The organism is Mesobacillus sp., assembly GCF_049588175.1.
In the GTDB taxonomy this organism is placed as follows: domain Bacteria; phylum Bacillota; class Bacilli; order Bacillales; family Cytobacillaceae; genus Mesobacillus.
In genome coordinates this window covers 1-1522 of the sequence record NZ_JBAVFI010000020.1, presented here as the reverse complement: position 1 = coordinate 1522, position 1522 = coordinate 1, and the positions used below count along the sequence as shown (strand labels likewise).

Annotated in this window: 2 protein-coding genes; both read right to left on the bottom strand. The window is 40.1% G+C overall.

Annotation, left to right across the window (positions count from 1 at the left end; genetic code table 11):
- A partial coding sequence (locus tag WB217_RS00410) for a coiled-coil domain-containing protein (RefSeq protein ID WP_423989591.1) occupies positions 1–619 on the bottom strand: 619 nt, incomplete at its 3' end.
- Positions 620–712: 93 nt separating this feature from the next.
- Positions 713–1522 (bottom strand): permease-like cell division protein FtsX (gene ftsX, locus WB217_RS00405; protein ID WP_423989589.1); only part of this gene is annotated, 810 nt, incomplete at its 5' end.

The window sequence follows — 1522 nt, the reverse complement described above, 5'->3', positions numbered from 1 at the left end:
CTTTTAACCCGACTAAATCCTGCTTCATTCGCTGAAGCAACGCAAGCTTTGATTCAACCTGTTGCTGCTTGCTTTCAAGCTCTTTTTTGTCTTTTTCATGCTGTTCAAGTATATCCTTGTCAGCTTGTACAATCGTTGTCACTGCGCTGACACGGTCAATGAAATCGCTGAAGCTTTGAGCTCCTAGGAGGACGTCCATATAGCTTACAGTTCCCCCGCTAAGCTGCAGGGATCGAGCACGATCCTTAAGCAACTCATTACGCTTTGCGATCCGCTCTTCTAAAACAACGATCTCGCCTTTTAAAACTTCAATTTCTTTATTTGTATCTTCGATTTCAGCATTTTTCGCTGAAATCTTATTGATTGCATCCTCAACAGCCAAATCTAATTTTTCCACTTGTGCTTCAATAGTGTTTTGCTCAGTTTGCAGCTCACCAATCTTGTTCGTCTTTTGCTCAATTTGTTGGTTCACACCAGAGCGCTGGTTTTCAAGCTTATCTTTTTGTGCTTTTAAATCTGAAATATTAGCAGCCGATGCATGATCCAATGTTAATGGGCTTACTAGGGAACCCAGGCTTAAAGTACTGACTACTGCTAGTGAGAGTATCTGTTTTTTCACTAGAACTATACCCCTCTCATACTTTTGATAGTTTCGTAACTTTGTCTTTCTATCTATCGTCTATTGGTTATTAAGTGTTTACTAGTTTTCTAATTACACTTTCAAAAACTTGCGGACGGACATGAGACTTCCCCAGATTCCAATTGCTGCACCCATGATGATCAGGATCGCTGACAATTGATAAACAAACGGGTTGAATTCAAGTAATTTAATGAAATGGTCTTTCAATTTTTCATTGAGGTAATCGTATGCATAGTAGTAGGCACTTGAAACAACTGCAATCGGAATGATTGCCCCAAGTATTCCAAGCCATAATCCCTCAAGGAAGAAAGGCCATCTGATAAAGTTATTCGTTGCCCCTACAAGCCTCATGATTTCAATTTCACGCCTGCGGGCCATAATCGTTATTTTAATCGTGTTCGAAATCAGGAACATCGCTGTAAAAAGAAGTCCTACGATCAGCACAAGGCCGACGTTGCGGCTTATTTTTATAAAACTGAACAGCTGCTCTACCTTGCCCTGCCCATATTTGACAGAGGCTACATATTCAAACTTTTCAATTTTCTTGGCAACATTCATTGTATCGGTTGGATTTTTCGTCTTTATGACGAACACATCATTTAAAGGGTTATCTTGTTCAAAAAGTTTATAGGCTTCTCCTTCGTCACCCATGCTTTTAATCAAAGCATCGAGTTCTTTTTCCTTAGGAGAGTACTTTATATTTTTGATGCCGGGAACCTGTTTGATTCTCTGTTCCAATACCGCTTTATCTTTGTCGTTCGCTGCCACATCCACATGGACGCGTATTTCTACATCCTCTTCTATGGTGGATGCTACTTTATTCAGATTCATCATAATGACGAAAAAGACACCGACCAAAAGCAAGGTAACCGTTACGGCACT